Annotated in this window: 28 protein-coding genes; 3 read left to right on the plus strand and 25 right to left on the minus strand. The window is 60.2% G+C overall.

What is annotated here, in order from left to right:
* The 15 genes from murF to tyrS all read right to left on the minus strand — a co-directional run bounded on the left by murF (position 1) and on the right by tyrS (position 15,066).
* Entirely contained in the window at positions 1 to 1,398 is a 1,398-nt protein-coding gene (gene murF, locus BCF11_RS07810; protein WP_098494243.1) for a UDP-N-acetylmuramoyl-tripeptide--D-alanyl-D-alanine ligase, read from the minus strand.
* Positions 1,395 to 2,918 (minus strand): UDP-N-acetylmuramoyl-L-alanyl-D-glutamate--2,6-diaminopimelate ligase, encoded by a 1,524-nt coding sequence (locus BCF11_RS07815; protein WP_098494244.1) that lies wholly within the window; start codon positions 2,916 to 2,918, stop codon positions 1,395 to 1,397. The genes murF and BCF11_RS07815 overlap by 4 nt, the downstream gene beginning before the upstream one ends.
* A gap of 8 nt (positions 2,919 to 2,926) precedes the next feature.
* Positions 2,927 to 4,708, minus strand: a complete 1,782-nt coding sequence (locus BCF11_RS07820; protein WP_098494245.1) for a penicillin-binding protein 2 — start codon at positions 4,706 to 4,708, stop codon at positions 2,927 to 2,929.
* Positions 4,705 to 4,977 (minus strand): cell division protein FtsL, encoded by a 273-nt coding sequence (gene ftsL / locus BCF11_RS07825; protein WP_098494246.1) that lies wholly within the window; start codon positions 4,975 to 4,977, stop codon positions 4,705 to 4,707. The genes BCF11_RS07820 and ftsL overlap by 4 nt, the downstream gene beginning before the upstream one ends.
* Positions 4,974 to 5,939, minus strand: coding sequence for a 16S rRNA (cytosine(1402)-N(4))-methyltransferase RsmH (gene rsmH / locus BCF11_RS07830; protein WP_098494247.1), 966 nt, complete (start codon positions 5,937 to 5,939; stop codon positions 4,974 to 4,976). The genes ftsL and rsmH overlap by 4 nt, the downstream gene beginning before the upstream one ends.
* 10 nt (positions 5,940 to 5,949) lie before the next feature.
* The gene (gene mraZ / locus BCF11_RS07835; RefSeq protein ID WP_098494248.1) at positions 5,950 to 6,378 is read right to left on the minus strand and encodes a division/cell wall cluster transcriptional repressor MraZ; all 429 of its coding nucleotides are present in this window, start codon (positions 6,376 to 6,378) and stop codon (positions 5,950 to 5,952) included.
* A 469-nt stretch (positions 6,379 to 6,847) separates the two neighbouring features.
* Positions 6,848 to 7,390 carry a crossover junction endodeoxyribonuclease RuvC gene (gene ruvC / locus BCF11_RS07840; RefSeq protein WP_061944505.1) on the minus strand — a complete coding sequence of 181 codons (543 nt, stop codon included), beginning with the start codon at positions 7,388 to 7,390 and terminating at the stop codon, positions 6,848 to 6,850.
* A 47-nt stretch (positions 7,391 to 7,437) separates the two neighbouring features.
* The gene (purH, locus tag BCF11_RS07845; RefSeq protein ID WP_098494249.1) at positions 7,438 to 9,003 is read right to left on the minus strand and encodes a bifunctional phosphoribosylaminoimidazolecarboxamide formyltransferase/IMP cyclohydrolase; all 1,566 of its coding nucleotides are present in this window, start codon (positions 9,001 to 9,003) and stop codon (positions 7,438 to 7,440) included.
* Between the two features lie 201 nt (positions 9,004 to 9,204).
* A complete protein-coding gene (locus BCF11_RS07850; protein ID WP_014007929.1) occupies positions 9,205 to 9,438 on the minus strand; it encodes a Fis family transcriptional regulator in 234 nt (77 codons plus the stop codon).
* A gap of 124 nt (positions 9,439 to 9,562) precedes the next feature.
* Positions 9,563 to 10,576: a tRNA dihydrouridine synthase DusB gene (gene dusB, locus BCF11_RS07855; protein WP_098494250.1), complete on the minus strand. Its 1,014-nt coding sequence runs from the start codon at positions 10,574 to 10,576 to the stop codon at positions 9,563 to 9,565.
* 91 nt (positions 10,577 to 10,667) lie between these two features.
* On the minus strand, positions 10,668 to 11,789 hold the full coding sequence (locus BCF11_RS07860; RefSeq protein WP_098494251.1) for a GGDEF domain-containing protein: 1,122 nt from the start codon (positions 11,787 to 11,789) through the stop codon (positions 10,668 to 10,670).
* Between the two features lie 176 nt (positions 11,790 to 11,965).
* Positions 11,966 to 12,625: a histidine phosphatase family protein gene (locus tag BCF11_RS07865; protein ID WP_098494252.1), complete on the minus strand. Its 660-nt coding sequence runs from the start codon at positions 12,623 to 12,625 to the stop codon at positions 11,966 to 11,968.
* Between the two features lie 34 nt (positions 12,626 to 12,659).
* Positions 12,660 to 13,289 carry a YbhB/YbcL family Raf kinase inhibitor-like protein gene (locus tag BCF11_RS07870; RefSeq protein WP_098494253.1) on the minus strand — a complete coding sequence of 210 codons (630 nt, stop codon included), beginning with the start codon at positions 13,287 to 13,289 and terminating at the stop codon, positions 12,660 to 12,662.
* A 50-nt stretch (positions 13,290 to 13,339) separates the two neighbouring features.
* Positions 13,340 to 13,798: a D-aminoacyl-tRNA deacylase gene (gene dtd, locus BCF11_RS07875; protein ID WP_098494254.1), complete on the minus strand. Its 459-nt coding sequence runs from the start codon at positions 13,796 to 13,798 to the stop codon at positions 13,340 to 13,342.
* Positions 13,795 to 15,066: a tyrosine--tRNA ligase gene (gene tyrS, locus BCF11_RS07880; RefSeq protein WP_098494255.1), complete on the minus strand. Its 1,272-nt coding sequence runs from the start codon at positions 15,064 to 15,066 to the stop codon at positions 13,795 to 13,797. The genes dtd and tyrS overlap by 4 nt, the downstream gene beginning before the upstream one ends.
* Positions 15,067 to 15,298: 232 nt before the next feature.
* Between tyrS and BCF11_RS07885 the strand changes: the two genes are divergently transcribed.
* Together BCF11_RS07885 and BCF11_RS07890 are read left to right on the plus strand one after the other, a co-directional pair.
* Complete coding sequence (locus BCF11_RS07885) at positions 15,299 to 16,705, plus strand: M23 family metallopeptidase (protein ID WP_098494256.1); 1,407 nt, start codon at positions 15,299 to 15,301, stop codon at positions 16,703 to 16,705.
* Between the two features lie 80 nt (positions 16,706 to 16,785).
* Positions 16,786 to 17,964 (plus strand): anhydro-N-acetylmuramic acid kinase, encoded by a 1,179-nt coding sequence (locus tag BCF11_RS07890; protein ID WP_098494257.1) that lies wholly within the window; start codon positions 16,786 to 16,788, stop codon positions 17,962 to 17,964.
* A 115-nt stretch (positions 17,965 to 18,079) separates the two neighbouring features.
* Here the strand turns inward: BCF11_RS07890 and erpA are convergent, their stop codons facing one another.
* The 6 genes from erpA to rplM form a co-directional block, all read right to left on the minus strand.
* Positions 18,080 to 18,442, minus strand: coding sequence for an iron-sulfur cluster insertion protein ErpA (gene erpA, locus BCF11_RS07895; protein WP_014007938.1), 363 nt, complete (start codon positions 18,440 to 18,442; stop codon positions 18,080 to 18,082).
* A 91-nt stretch (positions 18,443 to 18,533) separates the two neighbouring features.
* Entirely contained in the window at positions 18,534 to 18,929 is a 396-nt protein-coding gene (locus BCF11_RS07900; RefSeq protein ID WP_098494258.1) for a polymer-forming cytoskeletal protein, read from the minus strand.
* A gap of 12 nt (positions 18,930 to 18,941) precedes the next feature.
* Entirely contained in the window at positions 18,942 to 19,676 is a 735-nt protein-coding gene (locus tag BCF11_RS07905; RefSeq protein WP_233212411.1) for a DUF6776 family protein, read from the minus strand.
* Positions 19,677 to 19,740: 64 nt separating this feature from the next.
* Positions 19,741 to 20,778: an N-acetyl-gamma-glutamyl-phosphate reductase gene (argC, locus tag BCF11_RS07910; RefSeq protein WP_098494259.1), complete on the minus strand. Its 1,038-nt coding sequence runs from the start codon at positions 20,776 to 20,778 to the stop codon at positions 19,741 to 19,743.
* A 275-nt stretch (positions 20,779 to 21,053) separates the two neighbouring features.
* Complete coding sequence (gene rpsI, locus BCF11_RS07915; protein WP_038493344.1) at positions 21,054 to 21,446, minus strand: 30S ribosomal protein S9; 393 nt, start codon at positions 21,444 to 21,446, stop codon at positions 21,054 to 21,056.
* 9 nt (positions 21,447 to 21,455) lie between these two features.
* On the minus strand, positions 21,456 to 21,884 hold the full coding sequence (gene rplM / locus BCF11_RS07920; protein ID WP_061944550.1) for a 50S ribosomal protein L13: 429 nt from the start codon (positions 21,882 to 21,884) through the stop codon (positions 21,456 to 21,458).
* A 534-nt stretch (positions 21,885 to 22,418) separates the two neighbouring features.
* Here rplM and BCF11_RS07925 point away from each other — a divergent pair.
* Positions 22,419 to 22,865, plus strand: coding sequence for an OsmC family protein (locus BCF11_RS07925; RefSeq protein ID WP_098494260.1), 447 nt, complete (start codon positions 22,419 to 22,421; stop codon positions 22,863 to 22,865).
* Positions 22,866 to 22,898: 33 nt separating this feature from the next.
* Here the strand turns inward: BCF11_RS07925 and coq7 are convergent, their stop codons facing one another.
* Genes coq7 through BCF11_RS07945 form a run of 4 tightly spaced genes read right to left on the minus strand, consistent with a single transcriptional unit; the run spans position 22,899 to position 26,085 of the window.
* Positions 22,899 to 23,525, minus strand: a complete 627-nt coding sequence (gene coq7, locus BCF11_RS07930) for a 2-polyprenyl-3-methyl-6-methoxy-1,4-benzoquinone monooxygenase (protein WP_098494261.1) — start codon at positions 23,523 to 23,525, stop codon at positions 22,899 to 22,901.
* Positions 23,526 to 23,585: 60 nt separating this feature from the next.
* Positions 23,586 to 24,431, minus strand: coding sequence for a DUF3025 domain-containing protein (locus BCF11_RS07935; RefSeq protein ID WP_098494262.1), 846 nt, complete (start codon positions 24,429 to 24,431; stop codon positions 23,586 to 23,588).
* A gap of 58 nt (positions 24,432 to 24,489) precedes the next feature.
* Entirely contained in the window at positions 24,490 to 25,257 is a 768-nt protein-coding gene (gene cobA, locus BCF11_RS07940) for a uroporphyrinogen-III C-methyltransferase (protein WP_098494263.1), read from the minus strand.
* Between the two features lie 21 nt (positions 25,258 to 25,278).
* Positions 25,279 to 26,085 (minus strand): ABC transporter ATP-binding protein, encoded by an 807-nt coding sequence (locus BCF11_RS07945; protein ID WP_098494264.1) that lies wholly within the window; start codon positions 26,083 to 26,085, stop codon positions 25,279 to 25,281.
* Between the last annotated feature and the right edge of the window lie 15 nt (positions 26,086 to 26,100).

A 26,100-nucleotide genomic window follows, 5' to 3' on the forward strand; every position in this document is an offset into this window, starting at 1 on the left:
TTAGTGAGTCCCCTCGGATGTTGTGCCAACCAGGTGCCGGACGGCGCGCTCCATTTTCATGAAGCGCGAGCCTTTGACCAGCACGGTCGTATTCGGTGTCATGGCGACATCGAGCGCGGCTAGCAACGCTGCGATGTCGGTAAAGTGCCGGGCCTGGGGGCCGAAGGCGACACTCGCCTCGGCCGCCATCTCACCCAGCGTGAACAGTTGCGTAATACCGCGTTGTTGCGCGTAAGCGCCGATTTCATGGTGGAACTGGCGGCCGTCGTTGCCGACTTCGCCCATCTCGCCCAGCACCAGCAGACGCGGTGTGGCAGCCTGCGCCAGGACGTCGATCGCGGCCCGCACCGAATCCGGATTGGCGTTGTAGGTATCGTCGATCACCAGCGCGCCGGCGCAGCTTGCGTGGGTGGCCAGCTTGCGTTGCAGGCGGCCGCTGACTGGCGCGAACGATTCCAGGCCGCGCGTGATGGCCGCGGTGTCGACGCCGATCGCCAGCGTGCAGGCAATGGCCGCCAGCGCATTGCGTACATTGTGCTCGCCGGCAGCCGCCAGTTGCACCAGGAACGAAGGCTGGCCGGGAACGCTCACCGTCAGGTCGCTGCCGAAACCGTCGGCGCCATTGCTGTAGCTGCAATGGACGTCCGCCGCCGGCGTCAGGCCGAAAGTCAGGCTGCCGCCCTTGGCGCTATAGCTGCGCCACAGGCCGGTATACGGATCATCCGCAGGGAAAACCGCAATGCCGTTGGCCGCCAGGCCGCGGATCACACTGCCGTTTTCCTCGGCAACGGCTTCGACGCTGGCCATGAACTCCTGATGTTCGCGCTGGGCATTGTTGACCAGAGCGACAGTCGGTTCGGCAAGCGCCGTCAGCACGGCGATTTCGCCGGGATGGTTCATACCCAGCTCAATCACGGCGGCCTGATGCTCCGCTTGCAACCGCAACAAGGTCAGCGGCACGCCGATCTCGTTATTGAAATTGCCGCGTGTTGCCAGTGACTTGTCAACGCCAAAAGCCGCGACCAGGATCGCGGCGATCATTTCCTTGACGGTGGTCTTGCCGTTGCTGCCGGTGACGGCGATCAGCGGCAGCCTGAACTGCTGGCGCCAGCGCTGCCCTATCGTGCCCAAGGCCAGCCGGCTATCGCTCACCACCAGCGCCGGCACCGTCAGGCCGGCGGGAGCTTGCTCGACCACTACCGCGGCGGCGCCCTGGGCGATGACCTGATCGAGGAAATCGTGGGCGTCAAAACGCTCGCCGCGCAAGGCGACGAACACGGAACCCGGGATCACCGCACGGCTGTCCGTGAACAAGCCGCTGATCACAGTCTGGCCGGCGGCGCCCGCGCTGGCAGGCAAGCCCAGCCACGACTGCAGTTGCGCCAATGTGGTATTCATAGGCTGCCGCCCTTCATCGTCGCCCGCGCGGCGAGCGCCAGGGCAGTATGGTCGGCGTCTAAAAACGGCAATTTCTTTCCTTTGATTTCCTGATATGTTTCATGTCCTTTTCCTGCCAGCAGCACGACGTCGGCCTTGGCCGCGTGACGTACCGCCCACAGGATCGCCGCAGCGCGGTCTTCCAAAGCCTGCGCTTCCTGCGGCGCCTTCATTCCAGCCAGAATCTGGCGGATGATGGCGGCCGGCTCTTCGCCGCGCGGATTGTCGCTGGTGACGATGACGTGATCCGCCAGTTCCGCCACGGCGCCCATCTGCGGCCGCTTGCCGGGATCGCGATCGCCGCCGCAACCGAATACGCACCACAATTCGCCATTGCGTTGCTGTGCAACCTGGCGCAGCGTACTCAAGGTCTTTTCCAGCGCATCCGGCGTGTGGGCATAATCGATCACGATCAACGGCGCATCCTGGCCGCCGAATTGCTGCATTCGACCCGGCACGGCGACCAACAGTTCAATCGCATAGAGCGCTGCCTTCCATTCAATGCCATGGGCCAGCAGCACGCCCAGGATACCCAGTGCATTACTGACATTGAACTGGCCCACCAGCTGCGTCTTCAACTGCCCGGAACCGAATGGCGATTCGACGTGGAAAACGGTGCCGCTGGCGCTGGTGCGGATCGCCGAGGCGCGCAGGACGGCAACCTCCGCCGGCGCATCCAGTTCGGCGCAGGTATAGCCGATCACGGGAATGGCCCGCTTCTTTTTCTGCAGATGGCTGACCAGGCGCAAGCCCATGTCGTCATCCAGATTGATCACAGCCTGCTGCAAACCCGGCCAATCGAACAATATGCGCTTGGCGGCTTCATAGTGCTGCTCGTCGCCGTGGTAATCCAGATGGTCGCGGGTGAAATTGGTGAACAGGGCGATGTCGACATGCATGCCGTTCAGGCGCCCTTGCTCCAGGCCGATCGAGGATGCCTCGATCGCCAACGCCTTGACGCCTTGCTTGCGCATGGCGCTCAAGGTCTGCTGCAGCAGCAGCGCGTCCGGGGTGGTATTGCCGGTTTCTTCAAATTCGCCGCGCTGGCCCTGTGCATAGACGCCCGTGCCGAGCGTACCGATCACGCCGGTAGCCTGCCCCAGATGCGACAACGCGTGTCCCAGCCACTGGCTGCAGGAAGTCTTGCCATTGGTGCCGGTGACGGCCACCACCAGCATGTCCTTGTCGGCCTGCTGATAGTAGGCAGCCGCAATCTGGCTGGACAGTTGCTTCAGCCCGCTTACCGCCAGATGTGCAGCCGTCCACGCTGCGTCCCAGCTGAATTTTTCGCTCTCGTACAGTACCGCCGCAGCGCCATTTTTCAGCGCCTGCGCAATATAGGCGCGGCCATCCGCGGCATCGCCCGGATAGGCAAAAAACACGTCGCCGGCCTTGACCTTGCGCGAGTCCGACACCAGCTCGGCGCCGGCCGGCGCAACGCTGCCCAGCCACTGCTGGATGTCTTGCAATCGTTTCGCCATGGAGGTCGTCACAAGCTCTCCTGCGGACCGTCGGTCGGGATGATGATGTCGGTGACGCTGGAATCGGGTGGCACGTTCAGCGCACGCAAGGCATTCGCCGCCACCGTCGCAAACACCGGCGCGGCGACGTCGCCGCCAAAGTGCGAGCCGACCGCAGGCTCATCCACCATGACGGCAATAATCAGGCGCGGATCGGAAGCCGGCGCAAAGCCGACGAAATCGGCAATGTATTTTTTGACATACTTGCCGCCTTCGATCTTATAGGCAGTACCGGTCTTGCCGCCGACGCGGTAGCCCGGCACTTGTGCTTTCGGCGCCGTGCCGCCGGGCGCGGTGACTCTTTCCAGCATCGCGCGCATGGTGAGCGCGGTCTTTTCAGAGACCACGCGCTGGCCGACCGGCGGCTCGGCCACCTTCTGGAACGACAGCGGTATCAGGTCGCCGTTGCGGGCAAAAATGGTATATGCGTGCGCCATCTGGATCAGCGATACGGAAATGCCGTGGCCGTAGCTCATGGTGGCCTGTTCGATCGGACGCCATGACTTGAACGGCCGCACGCGGCCGGCGACAGCGCCGGGGAAGCCGAATTTCGGCTGCTGGCCCAGGCCGACGGTGGTAAACATCTCCCACATCTCTTCGGCCGGCATTTGCAGCGCGATCTTGGCAGTGCCGATATTCGACGACTTCTGGATGATCTGGGCAACGCTCATGGTCTGCACCGGATGCGGATGGGAATCGCCCACGGTCGCGGTGCCTATGGTCATCTTGTCCGGCACCTGGAAAGTCGTGGTAGCCTGCACCCGGTTGGTGTCCAGCGCCAGCGCCACTGTAAACGGCTTCAAGGTCGAGCCAGGCTCGAAGGTATCGGTCATCACGCGGTTGCGCAGCTGCGCGCCGGTCAGTACCGAGCGATCGTTAGGGTTATAGCTTGGCAGGTTGGCCAGCGCCAGCACTTCGCCGCTCTTGGCGTCGACCACCACGATGCCGCCTGCCTTGGCCTTGAATTTCTCGACCGCTTCCTTGAGCTGGGTGAAGGCAATGTATTGGATCTTGCTGTCGATCGACAGCACCAGGTCTTTGCCGTCATGCGGCTCCTTGACCGCCTCGATATCTTCTACGATGCGGCCCAGCCGGTCCTTGATCACCCGGCGGCTGCCGGTGGCGCCCGCCAGGTTTTTTTGCTGCGACAGTTCCATGCCGTCCTGGCCGGCATCTTCGACGTTGGTGAAGCCGACCACGTGCGCCGCTACCTCGCCTTCAGGATAGAAGCGCTTGTATTCCTTGCGGGTTTCTATGCCATCGATGCCGAGCTTGACGATCTGGTCAGAGATATCCTGTTCAACCTGGCGCTTGAGGTAGACGAAGTTGCGGTCGGAATCGAGCTTCTTGCTCAGCTCGGCGTTGCTCATGTCGAGCAGCTTGGCCAGCGCCTGCAATTTTTCTTTGGGCGCGTCCTTGACGTCGTCAGGAATCGCCCAGATCGCCTTGACCGGCACCGACGACGCCAGCACCTGGCCGTTGCGGTCGGTGATCTTGCCGCGCGTGGCGGGCAGTTCGAGCGTGCGCGCATAGCGCGAAGCACCCTGCTTTTGCAAGAAATCGGTGGAAATCCCTTGTAGCCACAAAGCCCGCACGATCAGCGCCAGGAAGGCCGCGAACATGGCGAACAGCACCACCCGCGAGCGCCATACCGGCAGCTTGACCTTCAGCACCGGGCTGGCCGAAAACGGCACGCCCTTGCCGGCCGCGATACGGCCGGTATGGGAGCTGCGCGGGGGATTGCGCGTCATTTATCCCCCAGCGTGAGATATTGGGTGCGCGCAGCGGTCAGCGGCACCATGTTGAGGTCGCGCGTGGCGCTGGCCTCGATCCGGGCATTCTTGCCCAGGGTCGACTGGTCCAGCTGCAATTGCGCCCATTCGATATCCAGCTGGCGTGACTGGCTGGCGGCCCGCTCCAGCTCGATGAACAGCTGGCGCGCCTGGTATTGGGCATTGACCAGCGCCAGCGCGCACAGCACCAGCGCCAGCGCCAGGATGAAATTGAGGCGGCCGCTCATGCCTGCGCCTCTTTGACGGCCAGGCGCTCACCGACCCGCATGATGGCGGAACGGGCGCGCGGATTTTCAGCAACTTCCGCATCCGACGGCTTGACGCGCGAGATCAGCTTCAGCTCCGGCTGCGGCAGGTCGACCGCACGGATCGGCAGGCGACGGTCGGGCTGCGGCAGCCGGGCTTTCGAGGCCAGGAACTGCTTGACGATCCGGTCTTCCAGCGAATGAAAGCTGATCACGACTAATCTCCCTTGCTGGCCCATCTGCCGAAATGCCTGGTCCAGTACTATCTCGAGTTCTTCAAGCTCTTTATTGATGAAAATCCGTATAGCCTGAAAGGTACGAGTGGCCGGGTCTTTGCCTTTCTCGCGGGTCTTGACGGCGTTTGCCACGATCTGGGCAAGCTGTCGTGTGCCAGTAATGGGCTTGATTGTCCGGCTAGCAACAATCGCCTTTGCAATCTGAACAGCAAACCGTTCTTCCCCATAATCACGTACCACCTTTCCGATTGTTTGTTCATCCGCGCTGGCCAGCCATTCTGCTGCCGATATGCCGCGCGTCGTATCCATCCGCATGTCGAGCGGGCCATCAGCCCGAAAGCTGAAACCGCGGCTGGCGTCGTCCACCTGCGGCGATGAAATGCCCAGGTCCAGCAGCACGCCATCGACTTGTTGTATGCCTCTTTCCCTCAGGGCCTGCGCCATCGTCGCAAAACTGTCGTGCACGATCTCGAAACGCGGATCGGCGATAGCGCCTGCGGTGGCGATGGCTTGCGGGTCCTTGTCGAACGCGATCAGACGGCCGCGCTCACCCAGGCTTTCTAAAATCTTGCGGCTGTGGCCGCCGCGGCCGAAAGTGCCGTCGACGTAGATACCGTCGGCGCGCGCGCCCTCGATCGCCAGCGCACTGACAGCCTCATCCAATAACACGGTGCGGTGCTGGAACTCGGGCACCACTGGTTCACTCATGGCGGGCCTGTCAGAACGAAAAATTACTTAACACTTCGGGCATGCCAGCCGCAACTGCTTGCGACTCGCTCTCAGCCAGTTTGGCTGCATCCCAAATCTCAAAATGGCTGCCCATGCCCAGCAGCATCACCTCACGCGTCAGACCGACCGCCGTACGCAGTTCCGGCGCCACCAGAATCCGACCGGCGGAATCGAGTTCGACGTCCGAGGCATTGCCCAGGAAAATCCGCTGCCAGGCGCGCGCCGACATAGGCCAGGCGGCGATCTGCTCGCGGTGGCTCTCCCACACCGGGCGCGGGAACAGCAACAGGCAGCCATGCGGGTGCTTGGTCAGCGTCAGCCGCCCCTCGCACTGAATGGTCAGCACGTCACGATGCTTGGATGGCACTGCCATCCGTCCTTTCGCATCGAGATTTAATGCTGACGCACCCTGAAACACCGCACACGCTCCTGTTGGTTACTGCTGAATCCTGAGAATAGTTCTTTGCAAGTCGGCAAAACACCCCACAAAAAAACACTTTTCCACACTTTCACCCACTTTAGAGGATGCACTATTCTAGGTCAAGCCATTTAGCAGGGGGCAATTGGAAAATATTCGAGTAAAGTCAATGACTTAGCGCTACTACCTGACAATGTGCAATGAATGTTCTTACATTGAATTACCAAATAAATGAAGGACTTAGCGAGAATTGTAAATGTCAGCTCTCAGCTATACACATGTGTTTGCGGCAAACCTGCCGAAACAAAGGTTCACAATTGGACGCCGTATTGGACATCCAGAATGGTACAAATCGCAGATAAAGAAGGGAGTAGGCAGCTTGATCGCGCGGGATGAACCGCCGGGATGGCTGGATATGAGGAGAGTTAGACATAACAATAAAAAACAATTGCGTATTTTTTAGCGCCGCTCAGCCAACCAGCCGGCCGCCGCGCACGCGCAAACCTTTTTTGGCCAAGCCTGGCGCCAGCGCGCTCAGATGCGCCAAGGCATCGCCGCTATGGGCATGGCAAATCGCCACCGCCAGCGCATCGGCGGCATCGGTGCCGGGCAAGCCGGGCAACTGCAGCAAGCGTTGCACCATGTCTTGCACCTGCTGTTTTTGCGCCTTGCCATGGCCGGCGACTGCCTGCTTGATCTGCAGGGCGGTGTATTCCGCCACCGGCAAGTCTGCGCTCACTAACGCGCAGATGGCCGCGCCGCGCGCCTGCCCCAACAGTAAAGTGGATTGTGGATTGACGTTGACGAAGACTTTCTCGATGGCCGAACAATCCGGCGCATAGGTGCGTATCACTTCCGACACGCTGGCCAGGATCACCTTCAAGCGTTGCGGCAGATCGGCGTCCGGCGTCTTGATGGTGCCCGAGCCGATATAGCTGAGCTTGTTGCCCTGCTTGTCGATGATGCCAAAACCGGTGGTCCGCAGACCCGGGTCGATACCGAGGATTTTCATATTCTGGAGCCGGCCTTGCCGCAAGCGGCAAAGCCTTGCTCAGCTACTTAGTGACGGAAATGACGAGTGCCGGTCAGCAGCATGACTACGCCATGCTCGTCCGCTGCATCGATCACTTCCTGGTCCCGCATCGAACCGCCCGGCTGCACCACACAGGTGGCGCCGGCGTCGACCACGACGTCGAGGCCGTCGCGGAACGGGAAGAAGGCGTCCGACGCCACGGCCGAACCGACCAGCGACAAGCCGGCATTCTGCGCCTTGATGGAAGCGATGCGGGCGGAATCAACGCGGCTCATCTGGCCGGCGCCGACACCCAGGGTCATGCCATTGCCGCAAAACACGATGGCATTCGACTTGACGAACTTGGCGACGCGCCAGGCAAACATCAGGTCCTGCAGCTGCTGCTGGGTCGGCTGCTTCTTGCTGACGACTTTCAGCTCGCTCAAGGCGACATTGCGGGCATCCGGCGACTGCACCAGCAAACCGCCGCCGACGCGTTTGAAGTCATGCAGATTGATCGCATGCGCCAACGGAATTTCCAGCAAGCGCACGTTTTGCTTGGCGGCAAAGATCTGCTTGGCTTGCTCGGTGAAGGATGGCGCAATGATCACTTCGACGAATTGCTTGGCGACGGCTTCGGCGGCATTGCCGTCGAGCTCCTGGTTGAAGGCGATGATGCCGCCAAACGCCGAGGTCGGATCGGTTTGCAGCGCCTTGCTGTAGGCTTCCAGCGGATTGCCGCCGATGGCGACGCCACAGGGATTGGCGTGCTTGATGATGACGCAGGCGGTGTCGCTGAAGGTCTTGACGCATTCCCAGGCGGCGTCGGCATCGGCGATGTTGTTGTAGGACAGCTCCTTGCCCTGCAATTGCTTGTAGTTGGCCAGCGCGCCTTCGACATGGCGGGTGTCGCGGTAGAACGCCGCCGACTGGTGCGGGTTTTCGCCGTAGCGCATTTCCTGCACTTTTTCAAAATGCAGGTTCAAGGTCGCCGGATAGGCGCTGCGCGTGGTGTGCTGCTTGTCTTCGCCCAGCGAGGTAAAGTAATTGGTGATCGCGCCGTCGTATTGCGCGGTGTGGGCAAAGACTTTCTTGGCCAGCGCAAACTTGGTGCCGTAGCCGACTTCACCGTCATGCGCCTTCAGCTCGGCCAGCACGCCGGCGTAATCGCTGGGATCGCACAGGACGATGACGTCCTTATGGTTCTTGGCCGAAGAGCGCAGCATGGCAGGACCGCCGATGTCGATATTCTCGATCGCATCTTCCAGCGAGCACTGTTCCTTGGCGATGGTCTGCTGGAACGGATACAGGTTGACCACCACCATGTCGATCACCGGAATCTGGTGCTGCGCCAGCGCCGCCACATGCTCAGGGAAATCGCGCCGCGCCAGGATGCCGCCGTGCACTTTCGGGTGCAGGGTCTTGACGCGGCCGTCGAGCATTTCCGGGAAGCCGGTATAGTCCGCCACTTCCGTGACCTTGATGCCGTTATCAGCCAGCAGCTTGGCAGTGCCGCCGGTCGACAGAATGTTCACACCCAGCGCCGACAACTCTTTTGCGAAATCGAGTATCCCGGTTTTATCGGATACGGAAATGAGGGCTTGTTTGATCATAGTGAAAACTCAGGAAGATGATGAATGACGAAAAGGCGGACTGCGGATAAGCTCAGCTGGAAAACCGCTTCGGGCGGAACGCGCTGCCCCCGATGGCGGGAATGGCAGCCTGGTGTTGCTAAAACCTGCTTGATCGGGCGTGACCGGCGCACCTGGCGTCCGGCAACGCAAAACTACAAATTACAAATTACAAATTACAAATTACAAAAGACCGTGCTGCTGCAATTTCTTGCGCAGGGTGTTGCGATTGATGCCCAACATCTCGGCGGCATGCGACTGGTTGCCTTCGGCGCGCGCGATCACGGCTTCCAACACCGGTTTTTCAACCGTGGAAATCACCATGTCGTAGACATTCGACGGCGGCTGTTCGCCCAAATCCTTGAAATACTTTTCAAGGCTTTGCTTTACCACGTCTTGGATACTTTCTTTACTCATTCTTTTTTACTATTCTTTTTTTAAGATCCGGGCCGGAACTCCTGCAGCGCCACACTTTTGCCACACTGTTGCCGCGGCCAGCTTGCTGGAGATCCCACCCAGTCCTGTTTTTTGTTGATCTGATTCAGGCCGCCATCTGCTCGGCCACCCCGTATTGTAACCGCTCCCCAAACGCAAACTGCGATTCGAAGAAGCTATTTACTGCAGCCAGCTGCTGGCCGCAATCTTCCAGCAGGTTCATGCGTTGCCGGAATGCCTCGCCGCCCGGCAAATCGCGCACATACCAGCCAATGTGCTTGCGGGCGGTGCGGACGCCCAGGTAATCCCCATAGAATCCGTAATGCGCGCGCAGATGTTCATCCATCAGTTGTTGCACTTCCGCCACTAGCGGCGCCGGCAAATATGCGCCGGTGCGCAGGTAATGCTCGATCTCGCGGAAAATCCAGGGCCGGCCCTGCGCCGCGCGGCCGACCATGATGGCGTCGGCCTTGGTGTATTCCAGCACCTGACGCGCCTTTTCCGGCGTCGTGATGTCGCCGTTGGCGACTACCGGGATAGCCACAGCGGCCTTGACGGCCGCAATCGTCTGGTATTCGGCGTCGCCGCTGTAACCGTCGGCGCGCGTACGCCCATGCAAGGTCAGCATGGCGATGCCGCTGGCTTCCGCCAGCCGCGCAATATTCAAGGCATTCTTGTTGAGACGATCCCAGCCGGTGCGGAATTTCAGCGTCACAGGGACATCGACCGCGCCCACCACCGCTTCCAGGATACGCGCCACCAGTTGCTCGTCCTGCAACAATGCCGAACCGCACCAGCTGTTGCAGACTTTCTTGACCGGACAACCCATGTTGATATCGATGATTTGCGCACCGTGGTCAACATTGTATTTTGCACATTCCGCCAGCATCTGCGGATCGGCGCCGGCGATCTGCACCGCCCGCGGCTCCATCTCGCCATCGTGGTTGATGCGGCGCGAAGTCTTCTCGGTCTGCCACAGGCGCGGATTGGAGGCAGCCATTTCCGACACCGCATAGCCGGCGCCCAGCTCTTTACAGAGCTGCCGGAACGGCCTGTCCGTGACACCAGCCATCGGTGCCACAAAAACATTGTTGCGCAGGAAATAAGGGCCAATATTCATGGCGGTATCGAAAGCTCGAGATGAGTTGCAGCGGGAAAGGCGTCATTTTATCGCGATTGCCGCCGCACGCGGGTTATTCTCGGTGTGTACTTTAGAGCTCGTCTTCGGCTACCGTACTGGAGCTGTGTAGATGCTGGGTAGCGTAATGGATCAGTTCGTCGAGCCCGCGGCCATCGGCGCCATAGGTGGCCACTCCTACCGAGAGCGCCAGCCGGATCGACCAGTTTTCGATATTCACCGGATGATGCTTGAAATGGCCAAGGAAGGCTGCGGCCAGATTTTCGGCATCCACCGTGTCGGTCGCCGGCAACACATACAGGAATTCAGTGGCATTCCAGCGGCCGCCGCTGTCGCTCTTGCGCAGCTGTCCGCCGGTATCCTTGGCAAACGCCGCCAAGATATTGTCGGCCACGGCCCAGCCGTAGAGATCATTGATCTTGTGAAACTCGTCCAGCTGGCAATAAAGAATCGACAGCGGCGATTCGTCGGTCGCGGTGGCGGCCACCGCTTCTTCATAGACATGGACAATGCGGCGCCGCGTCAGCAAGCCCGTCAACGAATCGAGCTGGGCTTGCCGCGTCAGCAGATGCGACAGGTTGGACTGTTTCCAGATCACCTCGCAGACATGGCCGAAAGCCTGGAACGAAGCGTACCCGGTGTCGGCAAAATAATCATGCCGGTCGGCATAAAACACCATCATGCCGTGCATGCGGGCTTTTTCCGAGCGCAGCGGTATCGCCAGCGCCGCCTTGGCGGAACATTTTTCCGGATGGGCTTGCCAAGGCGCAAACAATGACTGGAAGTCGCTGTCGTGGCCGGCTTCCCAGTCGGCTTCCTGGGCAAACGGCGCAACGTAATCAAAACAGTCCTTGGACAGCTGCCAATGATCCGATTCTCCCAGAGCCTTGCCGACGATCGCGGTCGGCTTGATTGCCGCCTCCGAGTCATCCTGGCAAAACCCGACCCAGACCAGCCGGATATGCGGACTGGCCGGCAAGATCATCTGGCACAGGCGCTTGACGCTTTCACGGCCGCTATAGGCTTGCGGCAGGGTTTGCAGCAGCTGGTGCAAGACGCCGACCAGCGCCAGTTGCTCTTCATTCAGGTTAGCGGCGACAGGCCCCGCGGCAGCCTTTTTCCCCGTGGTCGATTCCACCGATAACTCGGAGTCAGCAGTACGCTGCGCCCAAGAGGGAAAGAGATTAAGTTTCATGCTGGCGGTCCCACTGTTGTTTTAGTTCTTGTCAGCAAGATTAGCACAAGCGCGCTGCCTTTATCACAACTGTTTTGAATACAGCTTATACAGATTTATAGCAGTTTCACGATGTTGATCTACAGCAATAAAATGCGGGTTGGCAAGGGTTTTTGCTTATCTGCATGCCAACAAGGTCAGCGATCGATTTCGTCCAGCGCCAGCTCGTCCAGATGGACCATTTCGGCCCAGCCATCCACGCGCAAAGGCTGCGCCCAATCCGGATTCCAACTCAGGCGATTGATGCTGGCGTTGAAAATATCGCAGCTGCGCGGCTGCTCCAGCGGCAACTGATTGGCGAAACGGTAAATGCAGTCGAGCACGCCGCCATGGGCGACTATCGCAATCCGCGCCAAGACGCCTGGGTTCAGCACAACCAGCAAGGTGCTTACCGCTCGTTCATAAAACTCGCGCATGGTTTCCGCCGCATGCACTCCGGCCGGATAACGATAGTCGACCGCGCGCTCCATCAGGGCCGCGTAAGCCTCAGGAAAGCGCTGCGCCGCTTCCGGATAGCGCAGGCCTTCCAGCGCGCCGTAGCAGCGCTCACGCAAACCGGCGTCGAGTCGCAGGGGTAGATTACGTGCGGCTGCCAGCGGAACCGCGGTTTGCCGGGCGCGCTGCAGATCGCTGCTGAAGACCGCGTCGAGTGCGATGCCGTCAAGGCTGCGAGCCAGCGCCAGCGCCTGGCGTTCGCCGACCTGGTTAAGCGGGATGTCGAGATGGCCCTGCAGGCGGCGCTCCAGATTCCAGTCCGTTTCGCCGTGGCGTATCAATAAAATTTCAGTAGTTGCCATAAATTTTCTGCAGGTACAAATAGGGCCATAAGGGCTATAAAGCCGGATTCAAGGTATATAGACCGACCATGGCTTCCTCCGCCAGGATGTGGCCGTGCATGGCCGCCAGCACTTGCGCGCCGGTGAATTTGCCGGTCACTGCCAGGCGCGGAATGCTGAGGGCGTACAAGGTGAAGATATAGCGGTGGACGATTTCATCGTTCCACGGCGGGCAAGGACCGTCATAGCCGAAGTAGTCGCCGCTCATCGCCGCATCGCCGGCAAACCAGCCGGTATAGTCATTCAAGCCGTGGCGCAGGCTTGGGCTGTTCTGGATTTCCGGGCCTGGCTTGCCGCGCGGCGTGACGCCATCGCTGAATGCGGCGGCGGCAATCGATGTGGTGGCCGGCGGCAGGTCCAGCAGCAGCCAGTGGAAAAAGTCGACGCGCGGCAAATCCGCCGCGACCGTCTTGCCGTCCTGGTTGACGTCGTCGCCGCGCGAGGGCACGTCGGGATCGTGGCAGATCAGCACCAGCGATTGCGTGGCGGCCGGCAACTGGCTCCAGGCAAAGTGGGGATTGCGGTTGGCCGACAAGCTGATATGGGTTTCCGGATGGCTCACGGCGAACGCGAATTCGCCAGGGATATAGGCGCCGTCCTTAAAAGAATTGCTCCAGAGTTTCATGGCAAGCTCCCGTCGATAAATTCAGACTGCCAGACTACAGCAAAAACAGATTACGCTTTAGCGACCGGCGGTTTTACCTGCAGCCAGAAGGTCACCGGACCGTCATTGGTGAGCGACACTTTCATGTCAGCGCCAAACTGGCCGGTCTGCACCTGCGCATGGCTGCTGCCGGCCTGGCGCACGAAATAATCGAACAGGCGACGGCCGTCTTCCGGCGCCGCTGCCGGCGTGAAGGAAGGCCGGGTGCCGGATTGCGTATCCGCCGCCAACGTAAACTGCGGCACCAGCAGCAGGCCGCCGCCGACGTCGCTGACGCTGCGGTTCATCTTGCCGGCATCGTCGCTGAACACGCGATAAGCCAGCAGCTTGGCGAGCAAGGCATCGGCCTGCTTTTCGCTGTCGCCGCGCTCGGCGCACAGCAGCACCATCAGGCCGGCTTCGATGGCGCCGACCGTGGCGCCGTCGACCACCACGCTGGCGTGGCTGACCCGTTGCAGCAGGGCGATCATGCGGTCAGGGTAACGCGCGCGAACTTGCGCTTGCCGACCTGTATCACGAAGGTTGCCGCATCGACTTTCAAACCCTTGTCGCTGATCACCGCACCATCAATCCGCACTCCGCCCTGCTCCACCATGCGTAACGCTTCCGAGGTCGACGGGCAAAGATTGGCTTGCTTCAGCAACTGGCCGATGCCGAGCGGCGCGCCGCTCAAGGTCAGCTCGGGAATGTCGTCCGGAATCCCGCCTTTGGCGCGATTATTGAAATCGTTCAAGGCCTCTTCCGCCGCCTGCTGGTTATGGAAGCGCGCCACGATTTCCTGCGCCAGCGCAACCTTGATGTCGCGCGGATTCTGGCCGCCCTCGACCTGCGTCTTGTAAGCCGCGATCTGCGCCAGCGACTTGAACGACAGCAGCTCGTAGTAGCGCCACATCATGACGTCGGAAATGCTCATGACCTTGGCGAACATAGTGTTGGCCGGCTCGGTGATGCCGATGTAATTGCCCTTGGACTTGGACATCTTCTCGACCCCGTCCAGGCCTTCCAGCAGCGGCATGGTCAAGATGCATTGCGGCTCCTGGCCGTAATCCTTTTGCAGCTCGCGCCCCACCAGCAGATTGAATTTCTGGTCGGTGCCGCCCAGCTCCAGGTCGGATTCCAGCGCCACCGAATCGTAGCCCTGCATCAGCGGGTACAGCAGTTCGTGCACCGAGATCGGCGTACCGGCCTTGTAACGCTTGGTGAAGTCCTCGCGTTCCAGGATGCGCGCCACCGTGTATTTGGCCGACAGCTGGATCATGCCGCGCGCGCCGAGCTGGTCCGACCATTCCGAGTTGTAGCGGATTTCAGTGCGGGCCGGATCCAGCACCAGGCTGGCCTGGGCAAAATAAGTCTTGGCGTTTTCTTCGATCTGTTCGCGCGTCAGCGGCGGCCGCGTGATGTTGCGGCCGGATGGATCGCCGATCATCGAGGTGAAGTCACCGATCAGGAAAATCACGTTGTGGCCGAGGTCCTGCAGCTGGCGCATCTTGTTCAGCACCACGGTATGGCCGAGATGCAGATCGGGCGCGGTCGGATCCAGGCCCAGCTTGATGCGCAGCGGCTTGCCGCTTTGTTCGGAGCGCTGCAGCTTGCGCGCAAAATCGCTCTCGATCAGCAGTTCGTCGACGCCGCGCTTGGTGATCGCCAGCGCCTCCTGGGTCCGGTCCGACAGCACCAGAGGGGTGTTTTCAGCAGCAGCGCCTGCTTGCGGTGATGCGTTTTGAGAATCGTGAGCCATAGGAAGTAAAAGTCCAGCGAAAATGAAATCTAAAAATCTAAAAAGAGTAGCGCTTGTGCTGCCAAGGGCAGGAAATGCAGGGGCTACATAGGGTTACGATAAATCAGACTAGTCCTACAGTTTGCCTGGATGGGCTAAGGTATAATCCCTGATCCTTTTAATCCCGCCGCAAGTCGTTCAATCAAACAACAACACAAGAATCGGTAGCAAACGGCAAATTTTAACGTATTGCATGTCTCTCAAAGATAAAATCATCAACTTGCGGTCCAGTATCAAGCCGTTTTTCAAGCAGATACCCGTCCTGTTTACTGATTCCTCACGTAAAACCCGTATTGTCTCCGCTTCCGCCGTGCTGTTGACCTTGGTCGCCTTTGGCGCGGCCGGTGTTGCACCGTTGCCAACGGATCCTGACGATATCCCTGTACGAGCGATTTCCGCGGAACTGGAATTGCCCAGCCTGAGTGAGCAGATTGCCAAGCTTGAAGCCCAGCAACAGTTGTATGTTGCCGAAGACAAGATGCGCGCCGGCGATACCCTGGCGGCCTTGTTGACGCGGCTGGGCGTGGACGACGATGAGGCGGCCAGCTTCATCAAGTCCGACAGCAGTGCGCGCGCCATGCTGCGCCTGAAACCGGGCACCGCGGTGCAGGCGCAGACCAGCAATGATGGCCAATTGCAAATGTTACGTGCCACCATGGCCGACGGCCGCGACAATTCACCCAAGAACCTGCTGGTCCGGCGCGATGGCGACAAGTTCAGCGTTGCCGAAGAAACACCGACCGTCGAGCGCCGCGTCGAAATGCATACGGGCGTGATCCGCTCCTCGCTGTTCGCCGCCACCGATGCAGCCGATATTCCGGACAGCGTGGCGTCGCAGATTGTCGCCATGTTCGGCACCAACATCAACTTTGCCTCCGACCTGAAACGTGGCGACCATTTCAATGTCGCTTACGAAACATTCTGGCAAGACGGTCAGTTCCTGCGCGCCGGCCGTATCCTGGCCGGCGAATTCGTCAACGGCGGCAAGCCGTTCCAGGCAGTCTGGTTCGATGATCCGGATAGCAGCGGCCAGGGCGGCTACTACGGTTTCGACGGCAAATCGCTGAAAAAGGCATTCCTGAAATCGCCGCTGACCTTCACCCGCATTTCTTCCGGCTTCTCGATGCGCGTCCACCCCATCCTCGGCAAGTGGAAGAAGCACACCGGTGTTGACTTCGCCGCCGCAACGGGCACGCCCATCCATGCCACCGCCGATGGTGTGATTGACTTCGCCGGCGTCGAAAGCGGCTACGGCAACGTCGTCATCATCAAGCACGACAGCAAGTATTCAACCGTGTACGCGCACATGAGCCGCTTCGCGCCGACCTCGCGCAAAGGCGGCAAGGTCAGCCAGGGCGACGTCATCGGCTATGTCGGCATGACCGGCTGGGCCACCGGCCCGCATCTGCACTATGAATTCCGGGTCGCCAACGAGCCGCGCGATCCGCTGTCGGTGGTAGTGCCTACCGCCAGCCCGCTGGCCGGCGCCGAGCTGCAGCGTTTCAAGACGGTGGCGGCGGATATCACCCATCGTTTCAACCTGCTGAGCGGCAGCCAGGCAACAGCGGCGGCGCCCGCTACCAAACTGGCGTCAAAGTAATTTTTAACGTCATTACCGGATAAACATAGAACCGTTGTCGGAGCGCTAGTAAAATCAAGCGATCTCACAACGGTTTTATTATGTCCACTCCACATTCCCCCAGCGATCTGCGCAGTGATTTGTATATTGGCCTGATGTCCGGCACCAGCCTGGATGGCGTCGATGGCGTCATCACCGCTTTTGCCGCTGCGCCGGCACAGCAACAACCCGTCGCCACCATCGCCTCGGCCTACGTGCCCTTTTCCGCCAGCCTGCGCGCCGAACTGATGGCCTTGCAAAGCGCCGGCCATGACGAGATCGAACGCGAAGCGCTGGTGGCCAATACCTTGGCCGCGCACTACGCCGCCTGCGTCGAGCGGCTGCTGGCGGAGGCCGGCGTGCAGCCAACCCAGATCCGCGCGATCGGCGTCCACGGCCAGACCATCCGCCATCGTCCCGAGCTCGGCTTTACGCGCCAGGCCAACAACCCCTCGCTGCTGGCGGAGCTCACCGGCATCGACGTCATTGCCGATTTCCGCAGCCGCGACGTCGCCGCCGGCGGCCAGGGCGCGCCTCTGGTGCCGGCTTTTCACCAGGCGGTGTTCGCCGACCCGGCGCAAACCCGGGTGGTGGTGAATATCGGCGGCATCGGCAACATCAGCGTCCTGCATGGCGCTGCGGAGGAGAACGGGAACCGCGACGTCATCGGCTTCGACACCGGACCGGGTAATGTCCTGATGGACTTGTGGATCAAACGTCATCACGACAAGGATTACGATGAAGGCGGCAAGTGGGCAGCCGGTGGCCAGCCCTCGGCGGTCTTGCTGGCGCAGATGCGCAAGGAAGAGTATTTTGCCGCCGCGCCACCCAAGAGCACCGGCCGCGACCTGTTCCATGCGGCCTGGCTGGACAAGCAATTGGGACATGCGGCGCAACTGAAGTTGAGCCCGGCCGATGTCCAGGCAACTTTGGCCGTACTGACCGCCAGCACCATCGCCGATGCGATTGCGCAGCACGCGCCAGCGGCGGAAACGGTATATGTTTGCGGCGGCGGCGCCTATAACCCTTATCTGATGACGCAGCTGGCGCAGGCGCTGCAAAGCCACGGCCTGAAGGCAAACGTGCAATCGACCGCGGCGCTGGGTATCGCCCCCAACCATGTCGAGGCGATAGCGTTCGCCTGGCTGGCGCTGCGGTTCGACCAGCGCTTGCCTGGCAATCTGCCATTGGTGACTGGAGCGCGTGGTTCACGCATCCTGGGGGCGCTCTATCCGGCCTGACAAGCACGGCGCCGGCGACAGCGCCGCATACAAAAAAGACGCTCGGGAATTGCTCCCCAGCGTCTTTTTTTACTACTACGTCCTGCTCAGGCCGGTTCGGGTCCGGCTCGATGCATCAAGCCGAGAACGAAGAACCGCAACCGCAAGTGGTGGTTGCATTCGGATTCTTGATCACGAATTGCGCGCCCTCCAGGTCGTCCTTGTAATCGATTTCGGCGCCGACCAGATACTGGTAGCTCATCGAGTCGATCAGCAACTGCACGCCGTTCTTGCTCATGGTGGTGTCGTCTTCATTGACGATTTCATCAAAAGTGAAGCCGTACTGGAAGCCTGAGCAACCGCCACCCTGCACGAATACGCGCAATTTGAGGTCGGGATTGCCTTCTTCTTCGATCAGTTGCGCAACTTTGGCGGCGGCGCTATCGGTAAACACGATAGGGGATGCGACTACATCTTGGATTTCAGCGACAGCATTCATTTTTTGGCTCCTGCGGGGGAATACATACAATACTGCATTATAGGCGCTTGCCCGGATTCATGCAGGCAAAGCCCGAAACCGCTTGCGGTTTTCAGGCAGATTGCGTCATGGCAAGTTTTAACACCGGCTCGATCACGTTCTGTTCATGGGTCAGCTTGCCGCTCACCAGGGCGCCGCTATGCATTTCCAGCGCCTTGTAATTGACATCACCGGTTATGCGGGCTTTCGGCTGCAATTCAAGCAGTTCCGACGAGAAAACGTTGCCGCTGATCTCGCCGTTGACCACCAGATGCGCAACCCGCACTTCGCCTTCCACCTTGGCGCTCTCGGAAATCACCAGCACGCTGGCCTGGCCCACTTCGGCCACCACGTTGCCCTTGACGTGGCCGTCGATACGTAGACCGCCCTTGAAGTGGACATCGCCCTGGATGCTGGTCGACGAGCCGATCAGGCTGTCGATGGTGCTCTTTGCTTTGCGGTTGAACATGATGTTTCCTTTTTACAAATTAGTGGTTTGCTGCGCCCGCATCTGGCCTTTGTCCATGACCTTGGCTTGAATCGCCTTGACCACAGCGCCTTCCGGCAAAGTCAGTTCGGCCTCGACCCGCTGGTAATACTTGAAATCCAACTTGTAGGCAGCCTTGTCGGCCGCCGTCGCGCTGACGCTAGGAAAAGTCAGCACCGTGCTTTTTCCCGCCACCGTCGCCGTCACCAGCAATTGCATTTCGCCGGTGAAACTAGGCGCTTTACCGCCCTGCATGATCAGCATCCGGTAACGCAGCTGCGTCGGCGTCTGCAATTCCGCGGTCAGGCGCTGAATGGTAATGCCTTGGTTGCCGGTCGCATTCGGCAGCAAACCCTCAAAAAACGCCAGGTCCTCTTTCAGCTTGGCGTTTTCGGCTTCCAGCATCTTGATCTGCTGGCCCAGTTGTTCTTGCGCCGCCTTCTCGATATTCATCCGGCTTTCGGCAGCATTGACGGTGGTCGAAAAGCGGTCGCGCTCCGCCGTCAGGCTGCTGACCTTTTCGTTCAGGTCGGCCAGCTGCTGCTTGCTGATGCCCGGACTGTGACCGGTAAAATCGCGGCCCAGATCGTACATCCACATGGCGATGGCGCCGCCGAAACCGAGCACCACGATCAGGAAAAGCGCCTTCAGCGGCCACGGAAAATGGCTTTTCACGGTCATTTTCGGCGCCGAGATCGACATGCGCCGGACCCACAGCTTGTACTTCATCGCGGCTGGTTCCGTCGCACGCAGACAGTCGCCGGCGTGGCGGCCAGCCCCGATAGCGCTAGCATCATGGCATGACCGGCACGTGCATCAGACCAGTCGTTTCTTCCAGACCGAACATCAAGTTCATGCATTGCACTGCCTGGCCGGCCGAACCCTTGACCAGGTTATCCTGCACTACCAGCACCACCAGGGTATCGCCGTCATCCGGGCGATGCAGGGCGATGCGCAGCATGTTGGAGCCGCGGGTAGAACGGGTTTCCGGATGGGAGCCGAACGGCATCACGTCGACAAACGGTTCGTTCTTGTAAGCATCCTCGAACAGCGCCTGCAGTGCGGCATTGTCGAGTTCTTTGGTCAGGCGGGCGTAGATGGTGGAATGCATGCCGCGTATCATCGGCACCAGATGCGGCGTAAACAGCAGGCCGATTTTCTGTCCGGCGAGCTTGCCCAGCTGCTCCACGGTTTCCGGCGAATGGCGATGGCCGGAGACTCCGTAAGCCTTGAAATTATCGCTGGCCTCAGAGAACAGCATGGCGACTTCGGCCTTGCGGCCGGCGCCGGAAACACCCGATTTGCAATCGGCGATCAGATGCCCTGCATCCACCACGCCGGCCTTCAGCAGCGGCGCCAGGCCGAGCTGCATGGTGGTCGGATAGCAGCCTGGATTGCCGATGATGCGCGCATCCTTGATGGCGGCGCGGTTCAGCTCAGGCAAGCCGTACACTGCTTCTTTCAGCAGTTCGGGGCAGCTGTGCGGCATCTTGTACCATTTTTCGAACACCGCGGTGTCCTGCAGGCGGAAATCGGCAGCCAGGTCGATTACCTTGACGCCGGCAGCCAGCAACTCAGGGGTCTGCGCCATGGCGACGCCATGCGGGGTGGCGAAGAATACGACGTCGCATTCGGTCAGGTTGGCTGTTTCAGGCGCCGAGAATGCCAGTGCAACGCGGCCGCGCAGCGACGGGTACATGTCCGCAATCGGCATGCCGTCTTCCTTGCGCGAAGTCACTGCCTGCAACTGCACCTGCGGATGGGTTGCCAGCAAACGCAGCAACTCGACCCCGGTATATCCCGTACCACCCACAATCCCGACTTTGATCATCTTTTTTCCTTGCTTGGAAGCGTTGTGCGCTTTATCTTCCTGAACCCGATAACTGGCTATCCGCCGCTGCCGCTTTTTGCGGCAAGACGGTATAGGGCCGACTATTTTATCAGCCAATTGTTTGAGCTTGTTAACATTCACTAAGGCAATAATTTGCCGTTATTAGCATGGCAATGCCTGCAGTCAATGTTACGTTCATGAAATTCTGGTGCAGCAAATGACAAAAAGCCGCCAGGCGCGAACCTGGCGGCTTTTCGATATTCTGAAAGCGTAGATTAGCGCTTGGAGAATTGTTTTGCGCGACGTGCCTTGCGCAGACCAACTTTTTTACGTTCAACTTCACGTGCATCACGTGTAACGAAGCCGGCTTTGGACAGCTCCGATTTCAGAGTTGCATCGTAGTCGATCAGTGCACGAGTGATACCGTGGCGAACCGCACCAGCCTGGCCGGACTCGCCGCCACCGCTGACGTTGACCTTGATGTCGAAAGTTTCGACATGGTTAGTCAGTTCCAGTGGTTGACGAATCACCATCAGGCCGGTTTCGCGCGAAAAATACTCATTCGCTGGCTTGCCGTTGACGATGATCTGGCCCGAGCCGGACTTGATGAAAACGCGAGCCACTGCACTCTTGCGACGGCCGGTTCCGTAATTGTAGTTACCGATCATGTCTATTCCTTAGAGTTCAAGTGCTTTAGGTTGCTGCGCGGTGTGCGGATGGGTGCCATCTGCGTACACTTTGAGCTTCTTGATCATGGCGTAGCCAAGCGGACCCTTAGGCAGCATGCCCTTGACCGCTTTTTCCAGCGCACGACCTGGAAAACGCTGTTGCATTTTCTGGAAATTTGTTTCGTAGATGCCGCCTGGGTAACCGGAGTGACGGAAATACGTCTTGTCGGTTGCCTTGGCGCCAGTGACGCGCAGTTTGCCTGCATTGATGACGACGATGAAATCGCCGGTATCAACGTGAGGAGTAAATTCCGGTTTGTGTTTGCCGCGCAGTCGGAGTGCCACTTCGCTGGCAACACGTCCGAGGACTTTGTCCGTCGCGTCAATCACGAACCAATCACGCTGGACTTCATGGCCCTTAGCGGAAAAAGTTTTCATGTTGACTTCCTAACTAGTTTAATTCGCTCAAATGGTGGTTCCATCGCTACCGGAGACCAGGCTGTTACGCCTGATTTTCGTCCTGCATCAGCGACAGACTCTTCCTTGTTATCTTTTCCTGAGCAAACGGAAAAGCCGTAAATTATAGCCTTTTCAATGACTTGGCGTCAAACCGATTGAAAATAATCGGCATTTGGGCTAGAAATTGTTGTAAATGCGGTTGCAAATACGGTGCCGAATTCATGGCTGAGGGGCTGGACCTGGACAAAAGAAAACCCGATCTGCACTTGGGCGTCGGGTTCAAATCCACTCCTGTGGAGGGGTGGAGGAGACATGGGTTGATTGCCTGAAGCCAACTCCGGCCATCGATAACCCATCTTAGCAAACGGAATTGTGCATCGCAAGGTAGAAATTTAAGGAGTTTTACCAAAAATGCCGCCTGGGTTTTTCGAATGACAACAAAACCCGGCCTGAACGGCATGCGCCAAGAGCAGTTAGAATATCGCGACCACCACCAACAGCCCGCGAGACCCTATGGAATGCACAGTACGCTGGACCGGCTTGTCCGGCATGACTTTTTTAGCTGAAACCGGCTCCGGCCACGTCTTGACGATGGACGGCGCGCCCGATGGCGGCGGCCGCGACCTGGCGCCGCGGCCGATGGAAGTGGTGCTGGCCGGCACCGGCGGCTGCACCGCCTACGATGTGGTGCTGATCTTGCGTAAAAGCCATCAGGATGTGCGCGGCTGCGATGTCACGCTGAAATCCGAGCGGGCCGAGAAAGAACCCAAGGTCTTCACCAAGATCCATTTCCACTTCACCGTACGCGGCCGCAACCTGAAGCCCAACCTGGTGGAGCGCGCGATCAAGCTGTCCCACGAGAAATACTGCTCGGCTTCGATCATGCTGGAAAAGACCGCCGAAATAACCCATTCCTTCGAAATCATCGACGATCTGGCGGAAACCCCGGCCGGCGCGTAAATCCGCGCGGCGCCGCTGCCTCAGCGCATTGCCTCAAATGTAGTAGGCGACTGTCGTCATCACTTTCGACATCGCCTGCATCGCCTTCTGCGCCGGCAAAGGCATTGCCACCCCTCCCAGCGCGCGCGCCGCCTCGCCATGGGCGATTTCATCATCGCGCATCTGTTCGACGATGGCGCGCGATTTGGCGTCTTGCAGCGGCAATTTTTCCAGATGGCTGTTGAGATGCTTTTCCACCTGGCGCTCGGTTTCCGAAACAAAGCTCAGGCTACGCGTATCGCCCAGCCGCGCCGCCAGCGTTCCCAGCGCGTAGGAACCGGCGTACCACAAGGGATTCAGCAGGCTGACGTGCGAACCCAGCTGACGCAAGCGTTCCGCAGTCCAGGCCAGATGGTCTTCCTCTTCCCTGCCCGCCTCGGCAAACTGCTGCTTGATCGGCGCGCCTTGGGCGAAGCGCCCCTGGGCGTCGTACAGCGCCTGGGCGCAGACTTCACCGACATGGTTGATGCGCATCAGGCCGGCGCTATGGCGCTGCTCGGCCGCGTCCAGCACCCCGTCCGGCGCCGGCAAAGCCGGACTCGGGCGCGAAGCCGAAGCTTGCCCGGTGATGACGCGCAGGGCGTTGTCGAAGTCTGTGATGGCTTTGTCTATGAATAGCATGCTGGAGCGATCTGTAAAAGTAAATAATCAAGGTAGATAGCGAATTTTATCAGGCCGGCACTATGTGGCGCGCTTCGGACGGAACACGGTCGTATCCGCATAGAAATCGACGTCCTGGCTCGCACACCAGCCCGGCACGCCCAGCACCGGCAGCGGCGTCAGGCGCCCGACCAGCGAGCCCTGCTGCGCCAGGTCGGCGGCGATGTGGTCATCGATCCAGGCGCGCCTGGCATCCTCGCCGAGCGCAAAATAGAATTCAGGCGCGCTCACCACCAGGGTATGGGCGGTAATCGCCTTGTAAGGACGCACCAGCTTTTCCAGCAAGGCATGGCCGAACAGCCAGACCTCGGCATCCGCGCCGAACAACTGCCGTTGCGCGACAAAGGCTTCACTCCATTGATGGTTGCGCAAAGCGGCAATCAGCGTCTGTCCCGCGCTATGGTCGCGCACCAGCAGCACGGCTGCGTTTTCATCGAAAATGGTGGCGGCGTCGCGCGCGGCGCCACGCGGCTTGCTGCTGCCTGACAGCGTGCCGGCCTTGGCCAGTTCGGCCGCCTGCAGCGCGTTCAGGCGCGCCTTGATGGCCGGGAAGGACAGCCAGATCAGCGCATTCAGGAAATCGTGGAGATTGTCGCGGGTCGGCACTTTACCGCTGCTGCCGATGAAGGCTTCGTAGGCCGTGGCGGCAGGCAGTTCGCCCTGCGCCACAAAATTGAGCGGCAAACCCAGGTAGTTGCGGATATTGCGCTCCTGCGCGACCGCGTTCAAGGCCTGGCGCCAGTCGGCTGCCTCGCTCAGGCGCCGGCCAAGCTGCTGCAATGGTTGCAGCCAGGGTTGCGACCAGTCTATCGCGGCGAGAAACGATGCTGCGGGGTCGGAGAGCGGAGGAGTGTCGGAGCTAGGCATTTGCCGCGCATTTTACATCGCGCCCGGCCGTCCGCCAACGCTGCGGCAGAGACGCGGCTCAAGCCAGCGCCTGCTGCATCTGGTCCAGCACGATATCGACAAAGGCATCGGCACAGCGCACGACTTCGCCAATGACGATGATGCTGGGGCTGCCAAGGCCGCTGTCCTGCAAGGCTTGCGGCAAGCGGTCGAGGCTGGTCAGCAGCTGCGCTTGCGCCGGCAGCGTCGCCGACTGCACCACCGCCACCGGCATAGCCGCAGCCATGCCGGCGTCCAGCAGCTGCCGCTGCAACTCGCGACAGCGCGCTACCCCCATGTAGATCACCAGAGTCAGCCCGGACGCCACCAGCGCCGGCCAGTTCGGCTGCGCCGCCTCGTTCTTGCCGTGCCCGGTCACGAAAATCACGCCCTGGCTATAGTCGCGATGGGTCGGTGCGATGCCGATGCTGGCGGCCGCCGCCATGCCGCTGGTAATGCCCGGCACCACCTCTACCGCCACGCCAGCCTGGCGCAAATAGGCGCGCTCCTCGCCGCCGCGGCCGAACAGATAGGGATCGCCGCCTTTCAGGCGCACCACGCATTGGCCGCCGCGCGCTTCCAGCGCCATCAAGCGCTGGATGAATTCTTGCGAAGTCGACTGGCAGCCGCCGCGCTTGCCGACATGGATGACGCGCGCGCCTTCACGCGCATGCTGCAGGATCGCCGGGTTGACCAGATCGTCCACCAGCAGCACGTCAGCCTGGGCAATCGCCTTGACTGCCTTCAGCGTCAGCAGATCCGGATCGCCCGGCCCCGCCCCTACCAATATCACTTTGCCTGCCTGCATAGTAATTCTCCCGGTCAGGCGTCAGGCCACATGGGCGACCGCCTGCTTGCGATACAAAAATTCCAGCACCGAAGTGCGGTACTCGGAATACAGCGGGTCCTGCGCCAGCGCCAGCCGCTCGCGTGGCCGCGCCAGCCTGACCTGGACGATCTCGCCGATGGTGGCGGCCGGACCGTTGGTCATCATCACGATGCGGTCCGACAGCAGCACCGCTTCGTCGACATCATGGGTCACCATCACCACCGTCGATCCGGTCTTGGCGACGATCTTCAGCAACTCGTCCTGCAAGTGCGCGCGCGTCAGCGCATCCAGCGCGCCAAAAGGTTCGTCCATCAGCAAGACCTTGGGCTCCATCGCCAGCGCCCGCGCGATGCCGACGCGCTGCTTCATGCCGCCGGAAATTTCATGCGGCCGCTTTTGCCCTGCCGCGCTCAAGCCCACCAGCGCCAGCGCCGCCTTGGTGCGCTCCTTCATGGCGCTCTTGTTTTCCGTTGCTGAAAACACCCGCTCGACGCCGAGATAGATATTCTCGAAGCAGGTGAGCCAGGGCAGCAGCGAATGATTCTGGAACACCACCGCTCGCTCCGGCGACGGTCCGCCGATTTCGCGGCTGGCGCAAATCAGCACGCCCTCGCTGGGCATCAGCAAGCCGGCGATCAGATTCAGCAAGGTTGACTTGCCGCAGCCGGAATGGCCAATCAAGGTCACGAACTCGCCCTTGCGCACCGTCAGGCTGATATCGCGCAGTGCGTGGAACTGGCCTTTGCGGGTGCTGAACACCATTTCAACCTGGTGGATGTCGATGAATTTGGCGTCGCGCTGTTCCATGTTTGGTCCTCGCTA

It is taken from the genome of Collimonas sp. PA-H2 (assembly GCF_002564105.1).
In the GTDB taxonomy this organism is placed as follows: domain Bacteria; phylum Pseudomonadota; class Gammaproteobacteria; order Burkholderiales; family Burkholderiaceae_D; genus Collimonas.